This window comes from Kitasatospora sp. NPDC059599 (assembly GCF_042735125.1).
GTDB lineage: Bacteria > Actinomycetota > Actinomycetes > Streptomycetales > Streptomycetaceae > Kitasatospora.
This window is the reverse complement of record NZ_JBHWCL010000089.1, coordinates 23947-39597: the sequence shown is the minus strand read 5'-3', so window position 1 is coordinate 39597 and position 15651 is coordinate 23947. Positions and strand designations below refer to the sequence as shown.

Genomic DNA, 15651 nt, shown 5'->3' with positions numbered 1-15651 from the left:
TGTCGCGACCTTGCGGCGCCCCGTGGGGGTACGACGCCGGGCCCGGGACGGCTGGTGCCGTCCGGGGCCGTTCGTGGGACTCCCGCGCTGGTCACATCCGCATCCGCAGCCGGCAGACCACCGCGTCGGTGTGCCGGCGCAGGGCGCGGTCGATCACCGCGCCGCGCCGGTTCTGCAGCGCCCGCTGCCACCAGTGGGCCGGCTCCACCTCGGGGATCAGCACGGTCAGCCGGTCGTAGGCGTGCTCCGCCCCGAGCTCGTTGACGAAGGCGGCGATCGGCTGCCCCAGCCGACGGTGGTCGTCCGGGACCTCCACCAGCGGTACGCCCGGCTGCCACAGCTCCCAGTCCCGGCGCAGCGCCTCGGCCGCGGTCGGCTCGTGCACCACGGTGACCGCCATGACCTCGTCGCCGAGCGAGAGCGCCGCCGACAGGCCGTCCCGGGTGAGCCGGGTGATCGCCGTCACCGGGACGACGACCAGGCTGCGCTGCCGGGTCACCGGGCCGGGCACCCGGCCGAGCTCCAGCCGCTCGCCGATCCGGCCGTAGCTGCGGTGGATCGCCTCGAACAGCACCACCAACAGCGGCAGGGCCACCGCGATGCCCCAGGCGCCCTCGGTGAACTTGGTGCCGGTGACGACCAGTGCGGCGACGCCGGTGAGCAGCGCGCCGAAGCCGTTCAGCGCGGCCTTCCGGTGCCAGCCGGCCGGTCGCCGCAGGTACCAGTGCCGGACCATGCCGACCTGGCAGATCGTGAAACCGACGAAGACGCCGATCGAGAACAGCGGCACCAGGCTGTTGACGTCCCCGCCGGAGCCGACCAGCAGCGCCGCCGACACCACGGCGAGGAACAGCACGCCGTACCGGTACACCTGGCGGTCGGCGCGCAGTGCGAACACGTGCGGGAGGTGGTTGTCCCGGGCGAGCAGGTCCATCAGCACCGGCAGCCCGCCGAAGGAGGTGTTGGCGGCCAGTCCGAGCAGGATCACGGTGGCGAACTGGACGACGTAGAAGCCCGCGCCGTGGCCGAGCGAGGCGTCCGCGAGCTGGGCGAGCACGGTGACGCCCTCGACCGGCTGGAGGTGGAAGCGCCCGATCAGCACGGCCAGTCCGACCAGCATCACGCCGAGCAGCGCGCCGAGCGCCGTCTCGGTGTGCTGGGCCCGCTTCACCCGGGGGGTGCGGAAGGAGGGGACGGCGTTGGCCACCGCCTCCACGCCGGTCAGTGCGGAGCAGCCGGCCGCGAACGCCCTGAGCAGCAGCAGCGCGCCGACGGCGGTGGCGTTCCCGGCGAGCACCGAGGCGTGGCCTTCGGCGGCCGCGGTGCTCACCGGGCCGTCCCGGAACAGGCCGACCACGACGATCGCCAGGATCGACAGCACGAACACGGCCGTCGGCACCATGAACCAGCGCGCCGACTCGGCGATCCCCCGCAGGTTCACCGCGGTGACCAGGACGAGCACACCCAGGCAGAGCCAGACCCGCTGGTCGTACAGGCCCGGTACGGCGGAGGTCAGCGCGGCCACGCCGGCGGTGACCGAGACCGCCACGTTCAGGACGTAGTCGACCACCAGAGAGGCCGCCGCGGTCAGCGCCGCCCGGCGGCCCAGGTGCTGCCTGGCGACCGCGTAGGCGCCGCCGCCGTCCGGGAACGCCGCGATCACCTGCCGGTACGAGGCCACCAGCACCGCCAGCAGGACCGCGATCGCCGCGGTGACCGGCAGCGTGAAGCCCAGCCCGTACCCGCCGGCCGCGGCCAGCACCAGGACGATCGACTCCGGGCCGTACGCCACCGAGGCCATGGCGTCCAGCGAGAGCGCCGCCAGCCCGCCGAGCACGCTGAGCCGGTGCCGCTCGTCGCCCGCACCGGCGTCCGGCGGCTGGGGTTCGGCCGTGACGGCCGGGCTGGTGATGGCGCTGGACATCGGACGGAACCTCCGCGGTCGGTAGTTGCTCCGATCCTGCGGTCCGCGCGCCCGGCCCTCCGGTGGCCCCTACGCGTTCCTGACGCGACGCCGAGCGGCCTTGACGGGCCCTTGACGGGCCCTCGACGCGTCCGGCGTCCGGTGGGGAGAGGGGGTGGCGGGGGTGGGCGAGCCGGTTGTCCCGGCGGGCGCCGGTTGGGAAGACGATCAGCTCAGTCGAAGGACTCCCACCCCCGGCATCCCACTCTGCTGCCTGATGAGCGTAATTGCAAGTAATGTGCAATAGCTGCCCCGTCGACGCCGGGCGTCGCGACACGGGAGAACCCTGCGAAAGAGGGGCCGGAGCGGGGGCAGGGGCAGGGACAGGAGCGGGGGCAGGGACAGGAGCGGGGGCAGGGCGGACTGCCGAGACCGACCCACCACCCGCGGGGCCCTGACGCGCCGACCGGTCATGAATCCACCGGCAACCGCGTCGGCGGCCGACGCGTTCAGGCCGATCGTTGCGGCCGCTTGGCGGCGCGTTTGGCGAGCAGGCCCGCCAACAGCATGACGAGCAGGCTGATACCCGCGCCGCACACCGTCCACAACACCCGGTAGCCCTCGGCGGCGTAGTGGGAGGGCTGCGGCAGGTCGACCAGGATGAGCGCGCCGGCGGCGATGGCGGCGGAGTAGAGGGCGTAGTTCAGGAAGCGGATCCCGACGGCGTGCACGAAGAGGACGAGCGCGACGACTTCCAGTCCGCGCGCCATCGCGAACACCCGGAGGCCGGTCTCACTGGCGGGCAGCAGGAGTAGCAGCGCGGCCGCGACGGCGCCGATGAACGCACCCGTAAGGCGCTGGGCCGAGACGAGGGTGCTCTGCTCCAGGTTCGGCTTCATCGCGATGATGGCCGCGATCGGGATCCAGTAGCCGTACTGCAGGTCCAGCCCGAACGCGAGGGCGACGGTGCCGCCGATGACCAGGGCGCGGAGCACCACGAATACGACGATCGGTGGGGTCAGCTTCTTGCGCGAGGTGTCTCCGGGGATCTCGACGAACGGCTGGGCCAGGTCCCGGCGGCCGCGGACCAGCCACTCGACGAACGTCATCAGCATCCACAGTGCTGCCCCGCCCGCCCAGGCGACCACCTGGGCCCAGGTGTGGTCGGTGATGCGGGCGGCATGGTGGAGGTTGAACGCGAGCCCGACGGCGACGACGAACCAGACGTTGAGCAGCATGGCGCTGACGAACCTGTGCACCCCGAACGCGAGGGCCAGGCCGGCCACCAGCGTGACCACGAAGGCCGCGAACGCCAGCCACCCCCAGGCCTCGCCCCCGATCCCGAACGCCAGCGCGGTGACCCCCGCGCCGATCAGCGCGAAGACGGCGTTGTGCGACGCGCGGTACCCGAAACCGCCACCCGGGTCGGCCAGCGACGTGAACAGCATGCCGAACAGGGCGCTGAGCAGATACTCCTCATGCCCGATCGCCCAGAAGACGATCAGCGGCACCAGCCCGACGTCCAGGAACACCACCGCTCGCCGCCAGTTCACGCCCGCGTGGTCGAGCTCGAACACCTTCGACACCCAGCTCATCGTCTTCCCCCGGTGAACGGGCCGGCCGTCTCGTTCGCTTGCGCTGCTCATGGCCACCCTTGCTCGCCCACTGCCCGGTATGTCGCTCTGATCCCGCATTGTCTGGCGCCCCGGGAGATCGCCGCGACGCGACTCGCCGCGCGCTCCCCGATGCGGAGCGCAGCCGACGCCGCGGGCTCCGGGTCGGTGCGGTCGGCGAACACGGGCCGGGGCGACTCCTCACCGGCGGTTCGGCTGAGCCCGCCCGGTGCCGCCGACCCGGGATCCTGGTCCGCGCCTGGTCCGCGGCTGGTCCGGAACCGCTGGCCAGGACTGGGATCCGGGCGAAAAGAGGTGAGACAAACCACGTAAAACGGCCGTCCGGCATGACCGGCGTTCGAGCACGACAAAACAGCCCCTGATCTGCGTTTCCGCAGATCAGGGGCTGTTTTCTATCCTGTGGCTGGTGCAGGGTTCGAACCTGCGTAGCTTGCGCGACAGATTTACAGGCCGCTGACCAGGCACGTTCCGACCTGGGGAGTCTTGCTCCTGGGCCCGTTCTGGTCCGCCACTGGTCCGGATCATGGTCTCAACGACCCCTACCGACCCACCTCCGCGACCACCTGAGGCCGGGTCCGGGCAGCATCTCCGCTGCCCGGACCCGGCCCTTCTGTGTTCCAGATCACGCTCACGGCGCAGAGCCCGACCGGCGAGTCGCTACAAGACCAGCAGCTCTGCTTCCCCAGCGACGAAGCTCTGACGATGCGCGGGCCAAATGACATCCGAGACCGTCACAGCCGCCCCCTCGCGGGAGTAGCCGGTTAGGACGGTTGCGGATCAGCTTGATGCAGTGAGGTCAACGTATAGATACGCCTCTCTCTGCCAGTGGCGTATCGGACAGTTGTGACTATGGCTTGCGCCACAACTCGCTTGCCCAACATATTGTCCCCCAGGCGCGGAGTGACCAACTCATCGGTCCTGGCCACTACTAGCTGACCCAGATTGGTTTCAATCTCGACCGCCCCCCGACGCATGTTCGCCTCTACCAGCTTGCCCTCGACTGACTCGATGCTTGTCTCGCCAAATTCCACACCATCGCTGAGTCTCTTCAAGCGCGCCGCACCGTGAGCATCGAGGGTGCATGAGCGAGAGTGATTCGTTTCCGGCTCCCACGAGAAACGCAATCCGACGCCAGCTTTTGCCAGCAACCCCGAGAGCTCGCTCAGGTGCTTCACCGCTCGCTGCCCAAGAGCCACCACACGGTCGGCTAGCTGTTCATCAGCAGGGCCGTCAATCTCGCTTGAGGCAGCTTGTGCCGTATCTGCAATATCGAAGATAGTTGCCATCGATTCGTCCAACAGAGAAATACTCGAAGGCGCGTTAGCAGGAGGTTCAAAAAGTCCATCCTGGAGATCCTCAGGAGGAATCGGGGCCGGCCCGTAGAGGTGAACTCCATAAGATGACGGGAAGGCAGCAGAGGACCGTAGCAGCGTCGCGTTCCTGATGTGACCAGGGATAGATGAAGCAGCAGTCGGTGCCCCTGTAAGGGCCTGGGCAACGGACGTAACCGTCTCTTGCAGTGAAGAAAAGAAGGTGCCGAGCAGTCCGATGGGCGCTTCATGCCCCTCGACCTGGCCGCCTTCCAGCGCCACGTCGAGCCTCCTGCGCTTCTGTTGCTCCCGGGGTGACGATTGCGATTCGAACCCAGCCGCCGCCTGCAATGCGTTCCACTGCCGCGCGAGCAACTCTCTGTGCGTCATACGGCTGGACTGCTGCTCGTCGGGCCCTCCGTGGATAGTGGCATTGCGGCGCTCACGCAGCCACTCGCGTGCGGCCGCCATGTCCCCCTTCGGAGGAAACTCTGCTGGCGGCGTCATAGCTGTACCTCCAGGTACCCACGACGAACGGATGAGCCAAGCCGGGTGCGATGCCAGATCTCATCGTAGAGACCAAGGGACTGGATGGCGCGCAGATTGTCATCGCCCATGCGGCCAGGCGTCAGGTCATCAAAGTGGACCTCACTGACGAGTCGAGTGCCGTAGGCATCCACTCGCATGGAGTGAGATCGGCACCAGCCTGCCGTCCACAGGTTGTTCAGGTCTTCAAGATCGTCGCTGCTTAGCCTGTCCCAGCAGGTCGGAGGCACGCCGTAGAAGACATCGACATCTGCTGGCTCGACCGTTGCGCTCACGAAGCTCCCGGCCAGCCAGACTCGTGGCATCGTCCCGAGCGCTGCTTCCATGAGGATTAGATGATTCTGCCACTCGTTCCACAGGTCTCGCCTGAGTACGTTGCCGCGAAAGTCCTCATGATCGACGAACCGCGACTGGATCTCACTCTGAGTGGCCCCATACCGACCTACGGGGAGGTACCCGTGATCGGAGTTCAGAGGTGGGATCACCGCGCACTCCTATCGTCAAGTCCGGCCAAGGCCCGAGTAGCCTACTGGGCGCTCCCGTCACTTCCCAGAGGTTGAGTGGGCTAGTCCCACGAGTACCCAGCCCCTGCTGGCATTTCTAGGCTGTACGGCACTCTGAAGACTCAGATCAGAGCAGCCGCAACCAGCTCCATCGAGTCGACGATCACCGCAGCGCCGGCCGTGGTCAGCTTGGCGCCCTTACCTGGCTTGTTGGCGTAGCCGATCGTCGGGACACCAGCAGCTTCCCCAGCTTCGACGTCGCGCGTCGCGTCGCCAATGAAGACGCAGTGCTCCGGCCTGGTGCCCGCGGCTTCCATGGCTTCCAGCAGGAGGCGCGGGTTCGGCTTCATGGACGAGGGATCGCCTGGGGCGCGCCCGAAGACGCCGGCCACATAGTCGCTGAGGCCGTACTGGGTGAGGTAGGCCTCGATGGCCGTGCCCGCGTTGTTGCTGACCACGGAGACCAGCCGGCCGGAGCGGGCGCAGACCTGGAGAACCGATTCTCCGCCCGGGGTCGGGCGGGCGACCCGGACGGCTTCGGTCTCCAGCGCGGCCAGGGCGGCGTCCGCGCTCTCTGTGAGGTCAGGCCGAGCGTCCGAGACCAGCCGGAGCAGGGCGAGCGGGTCGCTCTCCTCCTCCGCCCCGGCCGGGGCCTGCTCGCCGGTCGCGAGCAGGCCCTCACGGAGTCGGCGCGCGACCTCCGCAGCGGGTAGGCCGGCGAAGACCGAGCACACCGGGCCGTCGAAGTCGAGGAGCACGTGCTTCACCGGCCGCAGCACGTCGGCGAGTTGCTGAGAGGTGGCGTTCATGGCTGCCGCTCGTACGCGATCGTGCTCCACACGCTGTCGAACCACATCTGGGCCTGCTGGACGTATTGCGATCCGAGCGAGGCGTCGTCCGGGCCGGCGGCGTGGTGGAACAGGGTGGTGTCCTTGCCGGTCACGTCGTAGAAGGTGTGGGCGGTGTCGTCGATCGCCACGGTGCGCTCGCGGAGCGGGTAGAAGCCGAAGAAGGCCTCCGACCGGTTCAGGATGTACAGCTTGAACAGGCTGGATGCCCGGTGGACCTTGACCTGGACGCTCGCCTTCTGGACCAGGCCCAGCTCGGCCAGCATCTCCACCGAGTGCGCGATGCCGCCGGCGTTCGTCAGGGCGATGTTGCGGGCCCGCTGCCGGAGGGCGGCCTCGTCCTGGAGGCCGTCGACCAGGACCGGCACGGCCATCGGCGCCGTGGTGTCCGGCAGCAGCAGGCGGACCGTGATGGACTCCGGCGCCAGCCGCCCGGAGCGGACCTTGTCGAGCGGCTCCTGCAGCGCGTTATGCAGCGTCTCGCTGGAAAAGCCGGCGAAGTCGAGCGTCACCTGCTGCTGCTCGAAGGCGGCCTCCAGGTGCGGCCGCAGCCCGACCGGGCGCGAGGTGCGCTCCCGCACGAACGAGCCGCTCCCCTGCCGGGTCACGATCAGCCCCTCGGTGCGGAGCAGATCGAGCGCCTTGTCCACCGTGCCGCGCGCCACGCCGAAGTGCTTCGCCAGCTCAGGGCCTGAGGGGAGCTTGTCGCCGGTCTCGAAGCCCGGCTTCTTCGTGAGGATCGAGGCCCGCAGAGAGCTGCCGACCTGCTGATACGGGGGGCGAGAGTCATCCGGGTCTAGGGCCATGGACCAATGCTAGGGGAGGTGCCCAACAGGCGCGAGAAACCCAACTCTCTTGACCTGCCTAAGCAGGTTGTCTATGTTGTGTGTGTCGCACCAAGTGAGACAGGGGCGACACAGAGGGGCCTTCTTTGGGCTGCTCTGAGCTGCACAAATGCGCCTATGGGGATAGGCGAAGGGGCCCGGGACAGATCGGGCCGAGGTCGACCGCGCCTTGGCATGCGGATGGCATGGACCGAGAGGTCCGCGTCTGCCCTGAAAGACGCACCCCCCGCCAGTTCACCGCCGAACTCCTCGGCTCCGGACCGGCGCGGTCTCAGCGAACGAGTGTCTTTGGTCCCCTATCCGTGCCGCCTGCGGCGGGTCGGGGGTCATGGCTGCTCGTGACGTGACGAGTAGCCGGCCCTGGGTTCGGGGCCGCCGCGCTTTCCTTGGCCAGGCGCGCGGCAGCCCCTGGGGCCCACCTCCCACTGGAAGAGGTAGACCCGTGAAGTCGATTGTTGCAGGTCAACACGCCTTGGACTCCGAGGAGTTCGCGGAGCTGGCGTTGGGCGTGGACGAAGAGCTGTTCGCCGGCGTGGTCGGCGAGTCGGCGAGCCAGCGCCAGGCCCGGCTGGACGTGGCGTACGCGGTGCTGGCGGACCTGCGCCAGGAGGACCCGGAGCTGGCCGGCTACGCCGGGCGGCTGCTGAGCATGGCGCCGGTGCCGCTGCGGCGCCCCGCGGTCATCCTCCGCACCGCCAGCATCGAGCAGGTGGCCGCGTGAGCGCCGGCCCCGCGCTCACGGCGCTCGCGCCCACTCACGACACGCTCACCGGACGCTCGCGGGGCACCGGGCGGTGGTCGTGGTGAGGGTGCCGATGAGCCAGGAACAGATCCGCTCGGCCGAGAAGGCGCTGGCGGTCGGCACGTGGACGATCACGCTGGGCGCGGTCCTCTACAGCGTGCTCACGGTGACCCCGCTCATGTCCCACCACACCCCGAAGGACTGGGGGTGGACGGCTCCGATCCTGCCGCTGGTCGTGGACGCGGCGGTGGTGATCGTGGTCCGGATGGACAGCACGCTCGCTCGCCTGGACGGCGACGGCGGCCGGTGGCCGGCCGTGCTGCGCTGGATGACCGGCGTCATGACGGTGCTGCTCAACGTGGGTCAGTCCGCTCTGGACCACGACAAGGTCGGGGTGGCGGTCCACGCGGTGGCGCCGCTGCTGCTGATCGTCACGGCGGAGACCTCCCTCGCCTACCGGCGGGCGATCGCCGCCGCGCTGGCCGCACGAGCGGCCCGTGAGCGCGATGAGCGGTCCGAGCGCGACCGCCGCCAGGAGGAGCGCCGGAAGCAGGAACGCGAGGACCGGCTGGCCGACTTCGCCCGGGCCGAGCAGCGTGATCGTGAGCGCCGTGAGCACGACGAGCGGATGGCCCGCGAGCAGCGTGAGCACGAGGAGAGCATGGCCCGCGAACAGCGGGACGAGCAGGCCCGCCGGGACGCTGCCGACCTCGACGAACGGCAGCGCCGGCAGGACGCCGAGCGGGCAGACCGTGAACGCCGTGAGCGCGAGGTGAGCGAGCGTGAGCGCCGTGAGCGCGAGCGTGAGCAGGACGCCGAGCGGGAGATCGAGCGGCTCCGGAAGGAACTCCTCGCCGCGCCCGCCGTGGACGAGCGGCTGACCGAGGAGCAGGCCCGGATGAAGGTCCAGGACTGCGTCGTGGCCCGCATCCCGCAGCGCCGGGCGGTCGACCTGACCGGCTGGTCCGCCGGCTGGATCGCCAGCCGCTACCAGGAACTGCGCTCCACCGAGCGCCCCGCCCTGCACGCCGTCCCCGGCACCGACGAAGAGACCACCGCGCCCGAGGAGCAGGCATCGTGACCACCAGCATCGAGACCACCGCCGTTGCCAACGACCAGGTCAGCGCCGCTGGCGCCCTGCTGGCAATCCTCACCGCCTACACCGACCTGCCGACCCCCACGCCGGCGCTGCACCGGTTCCTCGAACCCGGCACCGACATCCCGTGGGGTGCGTGGGGCGTGAAGCTGTCGCTGCACCGCGGCCTCGACACGTTCGAGCAGTGGCGCGAGGCCCTGGGGCTGGACCCCGCCACCACCGACAACGGCGAGTACGGCACCAGCCGATGGCTGACCGCCTACGGCATCAGCCACGGCGTCCCCGTCGAGGTGACCGGCTTCTACTCGCACGACACGGACGACGCGCGGTAGGTCGCCGACAGCGCTGGAACCTGGACGGCCTCCGCCGGATTGCACCCGGCCGGCCTGTGCCGACACGGCCCGCAGCCTCCCCACACCTGCTCTGCTGATTCTCAGCAAGGAGATCTCTGTCATGGCCCTGACCATGATCGCACCCCCCATCCCCCCGATCACCCCCGAAGACCGCACCCGCGCCGCCGCCTGCGCCGACCGCGTGCTGACCGTCCAGGTCGGCAAGACGGGCGGTGCCCGGTGAACACCACCCGCAACGTGCCTGGCCTGGGCATCGCCCGCCTCGACCACGGCGGCCTCACCTACCGCCTCGCCGAGCCGCTGACGATCGACGAGGTCGCCGGCCTGCCCCGCGAGGCCTGGTGCCGCCGCCTGACGGTCACCGACTCCTCCGCTGACGGCGAGCGCCCCGCCGAGTTCCACGCGATCTGCGAGCTGGACGGCGAGCCGTTCGTCCTCGTCGGCCGGATCGGGGAGGGCACCTGATGCTCGGCTTCGGCAAGAAGCAGACCGCCCAGCCCGCGCAGTCCCGCCAGCAGCGCAGGGCGAAGGACGTCCGCGAGGCGGACCGGGCCGGGGACGCCGCGATCAACGCCCGCCCCGAGAACCGCAGCACCACCCCCGGCCCCGGGCCCATCCCCCGCCGCTGGTGGCTCTCCTCCTGACCCGCCGTCGGGCCCGGCTTCGGCCGGGCCCGCTACCTGCCAATGGAGGCAGACCGTGATCTACCTGGTTCTGCTGCTGATCCTGGTCGACGCCGGGATCGGCCTGTGGGCCCTGCGCGAGCTGGCCCGCCGGGGGTGGTACCGGTGACCGTTCCCCCGCCCCCGACCCAGCCGCCGACCGTCGGACTGGCCGACGGCGAACCCGAGCCCGTTGTCGAGTGGTGGCGCAAGAGCGGTCCGTGGAGCCAGCGCACCGCTCCCGAACCCGAGGCCGAGCCCGTCGGCCTCCGCAAAACCGCTCCCGGCGACGCCGGCGAGGACCAGGCCGCCGAGGGCCCAGTCGGCGAGGCCGGCGCCGCCGACCCGCAGCAGCTCGTCCCGCCGCCCGCCCCCTCCTACGACATGGACAGCCTGGTGACCCGCCTGGGCCTGCTGATCAGTGAGACGCCGGAGGAGCGGGCCGAGCGGATCCGCACCGAGCGCGAGGACTGGTACCAGCGGCAGGGAGAGACCCCCGAGCAGCGCAAGGCCCGGCACCGGTCCGAGCGGCTGGCCCAGCGCCACAAGGCCTCCGTGCTGTGGCGCCAGCCCCAGTCCGAGCGCGCCCGCCGCTTCCGCCGCTGGTGCATCCTCACCACCGCCTCCGCCGTGGTCGGCTTCAACGTCGGCGCCGTCCAGCTGGCCGCCCACCTGCCCCTCACCGTCGCCGCGTTCGCCGCGGCCGGCGCCTGGGTCCTCGACCTGCGCATGCGCAGGTGGGGCCACGTCCGGGTGTCCGAGGTCCGCGGCCCCGGCGCCCTCACCGTCCTGGTCCTCGTCCGGGTGCCGCTCGCCTCCGCCCTGGTCGGCGCCCTCGGCCTGGCGCCGTTGGTCACCCTCCTCTCCAGCTCCCACCACTGACCGTCAGGAGATCACCATGGACACCCAGCTGCTCGGCTCGTTCGGCTCCGGCGGCCTCTGCCTGGCCATCGCCGTGTGGATCATCCTCGGCAGCCGCAAGGCCGAGAAGCAGGGCAAGCTCGCCAAGAAGCACAAGGACGAGCACACCGCCTGGCTCATGATCGTCTTCGGGATCTTCGCGGCCGGTGCCGGACAGGCCTTCAGCGCGCCTGGCACGGTCGGCGACGCCCTCACCCACGCCTTCACCTCGCAGAGCCAGGCGTTCGGCAACGTCGGCGCCGGAGCGGTCGCCGCGATCCTGACCCTCGCCCTGTTCGGCACCAAGCCCGGCCCGTGGAAGGACAGCATCCTCGGCGCCACCGTGCCGTCGGTCTACGCTGCCGCCGGCGGAATCTGGGCCCTGCCGCTCACCGTGATCGGCTCGGTCCTCAAGGGCCTGGTCGGTGCCTGATGAAGCTGCACCGCTACCTCGAAGGCGTGTCGGTCACCGCGTTCGGCCTGGGCAACAGGCTGATCATCCGGGCCGTTCGGCCCCACGTCGAGAAGGTCACGATCACCCGCCAGCAGGTCGGGGGAGCGCTCGCCCTCGGCCTCTTCTTCTCCCCCGTCCTGGCCCGGCCCGTCGCCCGGTACGCGCCGACCACGGTCACCGTCCTCCTCGTCCTGTGGGTGGTCGTGGCAGTCGTGGTCGGCAACACCGAAGCCGCCGCCGAACTGGCCGAGGCCGACCAGGCCGCGAAGGAGAAGGCGGCCAAGGCCGGGCCGGACGACTCCGACGACCAGGACGACGAGCTCCAGGACGCCCCCGCCGAGGCCGATCTGTACGCCCTCGTGCGGTACGTCGCCGGGATGTCCGACCAGGGCACCGCCGCCCACCTCTCCCAGGTCCTGGAGGAGGGCCAGGGGAGGGGTCTCTTCGGCCACTGGAAGGTCCCCGACCTGAGGGCTCACCTGGAGGGCCTGGGGGTGGCCCTGGTCGAGGGCAAGAAGCTCACCTTCAACGGGCGCCAGCGCAACCGCCTTGCGGTGCTGCTGGATGCCCTCCCGGAGGCCGCTCCGGGCACCGTCCCGGCGGTTGCCCAGAAGGCTGCCTGACCCCGCTCCCCCAGTCACTCCCGACACCCCCTCTCGGGCGGCGGTAGGGCGGTAGGAACCGCAGGTCAGCGCGCACCTACCGCCCTCCCTACCACTCCCCTACCTACCGCCCTACCCCCTCCGATCGGCACCCGCCGGGGAGGGGAAGTCGATCACCAGAAGGAGACCTCCATGGACCAGGACCTCGCCGCCGCCCTCGCCGCGGACGACGCCGCCGAGGACGCCGGCATGCACCCCGACGACCGCCGCACCTGCTGGACCCACCAGTGCTGGGCCGAGGACTGCGCCGACCGCCCGATGCACACCAACCCCAACGTCTTCAGCTGAATCACTGCCCTCCCCCGGGGCCTGTCCCCCCAACAGCCCGACGGACGCGGTCACATGACGGCAATCCCGTCGGGCTGCCCGACGAAAGGCATCACCGTGTACGACGACCACGACGAGTTCGACGCCGCCGACTGGGCGCCGGGCGAGTGCGACCGCTGCACCGGCGGCGAGCCCATCGAAACGCCGCTCGGACTCATCTACTGCGCCTGCCAGATCGGCCAGGGCGCCACCCCCGAGAACTGCTTCTGCGGTCCCGAGGACGACTGACCGACACAGCACGAAGCCCCGCAGCGACCGTCGACCTTGCCGGGTGACGGGCGGTTGCTGCGGGGCCGATCCGATCCCTCTCAGAGACCAGAGGACTCCAGCATGCCCGGAAACACCACCTCGCCGCAGCCCCGCTGCGAGGCCGCCCACCTCGGCGACGCCAGCCCCTGCGAGGGCCTGCTCGACGCCGTGACCGTCCTCGACCGGCACGGCGACGCCGCCAAGGCCTGCGTCCACCACGGCGCCCGCCTGTACGCCAGCCTCATCGACCCCCGGGTCCGCCCCGGCAGCGTCCCCGACGCGGCCATCGACGTCTACTACCGCGCCCAGAACACCTCCGCGTTCGCCTGGCTCGACCACCACCGGCTCCCCAGGGAGGACGAGCGGTGACCGAGAACTCCCTGAACGTGATCCCGTTCCGGCCGGAGCCCGCCGAGGTGAAGGCCGCCGAGCAGGCCGTCATCGGCGCCGCCCTGCTCGACCCCGCGCAGATCCCGGCGCTGGCCGCTCAGCTCGGCGACCCGAGCGCGTTCTACCACCCCGCGCACGAGACGATCTGGCGCGCCATCACCCGCATGGCCGACGGCGAGCGGCCGGTCGACCCGATGCTGCTGGCCAGCGTCCTGCGCTCCCAGGGTGACCTGGGCCGCATCGGAGGGCCCGGCTACCTGCACGCCTGCGTCGAGGCGACCCCGACCGCAGCGAACGGCGACTACTACGCCGAGATCGTGCGCCTCGCCGCCGAGCGCCGCCGGATCGGCACCGCCACCAGCCGTCTCGCGCACATGGCCATGGCCGGCGAGGACCAGGCCGACCTCGACGCCGTTCGCACCGCTGCCCTCTCGATGCTCGCCGACCTCGCCGCCGGCGACACCTGGCTCGACCCCGTCCCGCTCGGCTCCCACGGCGCCCTGCCGACCTTCCCCGTCCAGGCCCTGCCCGGGTGGGTCGGCGACTACGTCGCGGCGGTCGCCGAGTTCACCCAGACTCCGCCCGACGCCGCCGCCACCATGGCCCTCGCCGCGCTGTCGACCGCCGCCGGCGGACGGGTCAACGTGGAGATCCGGCCCGGCTGGCGCGAGCAGTCGAACCTCTACCTGACCTGTGCGATGCCCCCGGCCAGCCGCAAGTCCGACGTGTTCGCGTTCACGATGGGCCCGGTCTACAAGGTCGAAGCGGAGCTCCAGGCCGGCGCCAGGGCGGTGATCATCGAGGCCGAGACCGCCAAGGATGCCGCGCTGGCGGAGGTCGACGCGCTGATGGCCAAGGCCCGCAAGAACCCCGACCTCGACCGCACCCGGCTGGTCGCGGAGATCTCCGCCGCGAAGATGCTCGCTGAGGAGATCACCGTCCCGCCCAGCCCGCGGTTGACCCTGTCCGGTGACATCACCCCGGAGACCGTCACCAGCCAACTCGCCGTCCACCGATGCCTGGCCGCGCTCTCCCCGGAGGGCGACCTGTTCGACAGCATGGTCGGCCGCTACAGCAGCAAACCGAACCTGGGCGTGTTCCTCCAGGCCCACAAGGGCGAGCGGCTCCAGGCCGACCGCATCACCCGCGAGCAGACCACCGTCGACAAGCCCGCGCTCACCATCGGCGTGACCCCGCAGCCCACCGTCCTCCAGGAACTCGGCGCCGCCCCCGGCGCCCGCGACCGGGGCCTGCTCGCTCGCTTCCTCTACTCCCTGCCGCCCTCCAACCTCGGCTACCGCAAGGTCCGCACCGCGCCGATCCCCGAGAAGGTCGCGAACGCCTACGACCGCAACCTGACCCGCCTGCTCCACGCCATGACCGACCTCACGGACCCGGTCACCGTGGTCATGGACCAGGCCGCCGACCTCGCCATCGAGCGCCTTCAGGAGCGCGTCGAGGTCCAGCTCCGCCCCGACCAGCCGCTCGCCCACATCAAGGACTGGGCCGGAAAGCTCGTCGGCCACATCGCCCGGATCGCCGTCCTGCTCCACCTTGCCGACCACATCACCTCCGACCGGGACAGCAACGCCTGGCGTGCCGCCCTGGAGGCCGCCACTGTCGACCGCGCCGCCGAGATCGCGGACTACTACACCGCCCACACCCTCGCGGTCTTCGACCTCATCGCCGCCGACCCCGCCACCGAGGACGCCCATGCCCTCCTCCAGTGGCTCCAGCGGCCGAAGAAGGACGGCACCCACCGCACCCACATCAAGGCCCACGACGCCGTCGCGTCGTCCCGGCGGTTCAAGAAGGTCGCCGACGTCGAGCCCGCCCTGCACCTGCTGGAACAGCATGGCTGGCTTCGCGCCGACCAGCCCACCGCCAGCGGTCAGCGCGGCCGGCCCCAGGCCGTCACCTACCGCGTTCACCCGGCCGTGAGCACCCCCACGGCCGCAGACACGACCACGTAACCGTCAGGGATGTCAGGACAAAGCCCTGACCAGCCCAATCGCCACCAGGCGGCCTGTCAGGGACCGTCAGGGCTGTCAGGGGATACGGGCTATCCCCTGACAGCCCTGACAACTCCTGACGCCCCGGCAGGGGCCATACCCGCAGGTCAGTGAGTTCCCCTGACGTCCCTGACGGTCTCCACCCTCCGCGCCCGCCCGCGAGAGGGCCCGCAACACGCCGCAGCCATCAACCCAGACCCACAGCAGGAGACTTC

Annotated in this window: 19 protein-coding genes; 13 read left to right on the top strand and 6 right to left on the bottom strand. The window is 70.7% G+C overall.

The window, feature by feature from the left end; translation table 11 throughout:
* Positions 1–91: 91 nt before the first annotated feature.
* The 6 genes from ACFV04_RS27325 to ACFV04_RS27300 form a co-directional block, all read right to left on the bottom strand.
* Complete coding sequence (locus ACFV04_RS27325; RefSeq protein WP_380533208.1) at positions 92–1924, bottom strand: APC family permease; 1833 nt, start codon at positions 1922–1924, stop codon at positions 92–94.
* 488 nt (positions 1925–2412) lie between these two features.
* Positions 2413–3498, bottom strand: coding sequence for an FUSC family protein (locus tag ACFV04_RS27320; RefSeq protein WP_380533205.1), 1086 nt, complete (start codon positions 3496–3498; stop codon positions 2413–2415).
* Positions 3499–4298: 800 nt separating this feature from the next.
* On the bottom strand, positions 4299–5354 hold the full coding sequence (locus tag ACFV04_RS27315; RefSeq protein WP_380533202.1) for a hypothetical protein: 1056 nt from the start codon (positions 5352–5354) through the stop codon (positions 4299–4301).
* Positions 5351–5878, bottom strand: coding sequence for a DUF6932 family protein (locus ACFV04_RS27310; protein WP_380533199.1), 528 nt, complete (start codon positions 5876–5878; stop codon positions 5351–5353). The genes ACFV04_RS27315 and ACFV04_RS27310 overlap by 4 nt, the downstream gene beginning before the upstream one ends.
* A 140-nt stretch (positions 5879–6018) precedes the next feature.
* Positions 6019–6705 carry an HAD family hydrolase gene (locus ACFV04_RS27305; protein ID WP_380533196.1) on the bottom strand — a complete coding sequence of 229 codons (687 nt, stop codon included), beginning with the start codon at positions 6703–6705 and terminating at the stop codon, positions 6019–6021.
* The gene (locus ACFV04_RS27300; protein WP_380533194.1) at positions 6702–7550 is read right to left on the bottom strand and encodes a GntR family transcriptional regulator; all 849 of its coding nucleotides are present in this window, start codon (positions 7548–7550) and stop codon (positions 6702–6704) included. Before ACFV04_RS27300 ends, ACFV04_RS27305 begins: the two co-directional genes overlap by 4 nt.
* A gap of 481 nt (positions 7551–8031) precedes the next feature.
* Between ACFV04_RS27300 and ACFV04_RS27295 the strand changes: the two genes are divergently transcribed.
* The 13 genes from ACFV04_RS27295 (at position 8032) to ACFV04_RS27235 (ending at position 15397) form a co-directional block, all read left to right on the top strand.
* Positions 8032–8310 carry a hypothetical protein gene (locus ACFV04_RS27295; protein WP_380533191.1) on the top strand — a complete coding sequence of 93 codons (279 nt, stop codon included), beginning with the start codon at positions 8032–8034 and terminating at the stop codon, positions 8308–8310.
* Positions 8311–8404: 94 nt separating this feature from the next.
* Positions 8405–9412, top strand: a complete 1008-nt coding sequence (locus ACFV04_RS27290; RefSeq protein WP_380533188.1) for a DUF2637 domain-containing protein — start codon at positions 8405–8407, stop codon at positions 9410–9412.
* A complete protein-coding gene (locus ACFV04_RS27285) occupies positions 9409–9759 on the top strand; it encodes a hypothetical protein (RefSeq protein WP_380533185.1) in 351 nt (116 codons plus the stop codon). The genes ACFV04_RS27290 and ACFV04_RS27285 overlap by 4 nt, the downstream gene beginning before the upstream one ends.
* A gap of 121 nt (positions 9760–9880) precedes the next feature.
* Complete coding sequence (locus tag ACFV04_RS27280; RefSeq protein WP_380533182.1) at positions 9881–10003, top strand: hypothetical protein; 123 nt, start codon at positions 9881–9883, stop codon at positions 10001–10003.
* Entirely contained in the window at positions 10000–10245 is a 246-nt protein-coding gene (locus ACFV04_RS27275) for a hypothetical protein (RefSeq protein ID WP_380533179.1), read from the top strand. The genes ACFV04_RS27280 and ACFV04_RS27275 overlap by 4 nt, the downstream gene beginning before the upstream one ends.
* Positions 10245–10424 (top strand): hypothetical protein, encoded by a 180-nt coding sequence (locus tag ACFV04_RS27270; protein ID WP_380533176.1) that lies wholly within the window; start codon positions 10245–10247, stop codon positions 10422–10424. Before ACFV04_RS27275 ends, ACFV04_RS27270 begins: the two co-directional genes overlap by 1 nt.
* A 144-nt stretch (positions 10425–10568) precedes the next feature.
* The gene (locus ACFV04_RS27265) at positions 10569–11324 is read left to right on the top strand and encodes a hypothetical protein (RefSeq protein WP_380533173.1); all 756 of its coding nucleotides are present in this window, start codon (positions 10569–10571) and stop codon (positions 11322–11324) included.
* 16 nt (positions 11325–11340) lie between these two features.
* Positions 11341–11775, top strand: coding sequence for a hypothetical protein (locus ACFV04_RS27260; RefSeq protein WP_280675274.1), 435 nt, complete (start codon positions 11341–11343; stop codon positions 11773–11775).
* Positions 11775–12419, top strand: a complete 645-nt coding sequence (locus ACFV04_RS27255) for a hypothetical protein (protein ID WP_380533170.1) — start codon at positions 11775–11777, stop codon at positions 12417–12419. The genes ACFV04_RS27260 and ACFV04_RS27255 overlap by 1 nt, the downstream gene beginning before the upstream one ends.
* A gap of 171 nt (positions 12420–12590) precedes the next feature.
* The gene (locus tag ACFV04_RS27250; RefSeq protein WP_380533167.1) at positions 12591–12746 is read left to right on the top strand and encodes a hypothetical protein; all 156 of its coding nucleotides are present in this window, start codon (positions 12591–12593) and stop codon (positions 12744–12746) included.
* 54 nt (positions 12747–12800) lie between these two features.
* A complete protein-coding gene (locus tag ACFV04_RS27245; protein WP_380533164.1) occupies positions 12801–13013 on the top strand; it encodes a hypothetical protein in 213 nt (70 codons plus the stop codon).
* A 102-nt stretch (positions 13014–13115) separates the two neighbouring features.
* Positions 13116–13403, top strand: coding sequence for a hypothetical protein (locus ACFV04_RS27240; RefSeq protein ID WP_380533161.1), 288 nt, complete (start codon positions 13116–13118; stop codon positions 13401–13403).
* Complete coding sequence (locus ACFV04_RS27235) at positions 13400–15397, top strand: DUF3987 domain-containing protein (protein ID WP_380533158.1); 1998 nt, start codon at positions 13400–13402, stop codon at positions 15395–15397. The genes ACFV04_RS27240 and ACFV04_RS27235 overlap by 4 nt, the downstream gene beginning before the upstream one ends.
* Positions 15398–15651: the final 254 nt, after the last annotated feature.